Source organism: Holdemanella biformis DSM 3989 (assembly GCF_000156655.1).
Taxonomy (GTDB): domain Bacteria; phylum Bacillota_I; class Bacilli_A; order Erysipelotrichales; family Erysipelotrichaceae; genus Holdemanella; species Holdemanella biformis.
This window is the reverse complement of record NZ_DS996840.1, coordinates 27,169-28,427: the sequence shown is the minus strand read 5'-3', so window position 1 is coordinate 28,427 and position 1,259 is coordinate 27,169. Positions and strand designations below refer to the sequence as shown.

Sequence of the window (1,259 nt, the reverse complement as noted above, 5' to 3'; positions counted from 1 at the left end):
AAATTGAAAAGAATAAAGTGAAGTTTACTCTTGATCAAACCTATCTTAAAGGTTTAGTAGATAAAGGAAGGAATCAATTAAACGGTTCATTCTATGTGAAGGGTCAGATTGATTTAACAAAAATAAACAATACTGATGGAAAAGCTACACTGACTGTTGGAAATAAAACGGTTACTTTAGATTATGGTCCAGATTGCATAGAAAAATTTGGTAGTGTAACAATTGGTGGTAAGCAAATATCTAAAATAGATAAAGAAAAGAATACTTTAACTTATACAATAACAGTTAAGGCTGATAAGGATGGTTGTAAAGGTTTGTATGTTGTTGATAAGTTTACTTCAAATTCTAATTTAGTAAGTTATTTAGGAAATATTAGTTCTACAGAAACAGAATTAAATAGTACAGATAATAAACAAGATCCATTTGAAACAATAGAGAAATCATCATCACAATCGCATGGAAAGATTTATAAAGCGAAAATTCCAGATTCTAATACTAAAATACCTGCATCAGGTGAACCAAATATCACAAATCCTTGTATCGTTTGGAATATTGGAAATATGGAACCAAATGAAATTCGTACACTTACTTATTATGTGAAGTTAAAGGATAAAGAGAGCTTAAATGGAAATACAATAAAAAATAGTGCGTCTTTATATTCAAAAGGTTCTACAGATACTTATGATAAAGGAACCGGTAATGCTGATTTTACTCCAAAAATAGATTATGATGGTTTATTCAAAAAAACAGTAGATGGAAATATTACCAGGAATGCGGATGATGGTTCATATACAATTCCATTTAAGTCGTCTATTTCTATTAAGAAAGATACAAGTAATTATACAATCAAGAATCTTCAATTCTATGATTATTTGAAACATGATTTAAATACAGAAATAAATGCGGATTTATTACAATATATTCACTTTGATAAAAGTACTTTTAAATTGTATAAGAATAACAGTGTTGTTGATTCTGCAAAATACAATATAAAGTGGTCAACCGATAATACAGAATTTAAAGAGTGGAATGATAAAGATAATTTTAGAAGTTTTGTACTATCTGGAAATGAGGATACTCCAATCAATTTAAGTCCAGGTGAGAGTTGTTATATTACATATAGCGTTACTGTAAAGCCTGAAGCTTTTGCTAAGTTGCATACAGATTCAATCCATGCATTTAACCGTTTCATTGCACATGCGGATAATGTGAATAAAAGAGATGATTTTGCGGGTGGATTTGAGGCTTGGAATTCTATC

General features: G+C 29.2%; 1 protein-coding gene. It reads left to right on the top strand.

Annotation, left to right across the window (positions count from 1 at the left end; all coding sequences use genetic code 11):
- A partial coding sequence (locus EUBIFOR_RS12855; RefSeq protein ID WP_003864020.1) for a hypothetical protein occupies positions 1-1,259 on the top strand: 1,259 nt, incomplete at both ends.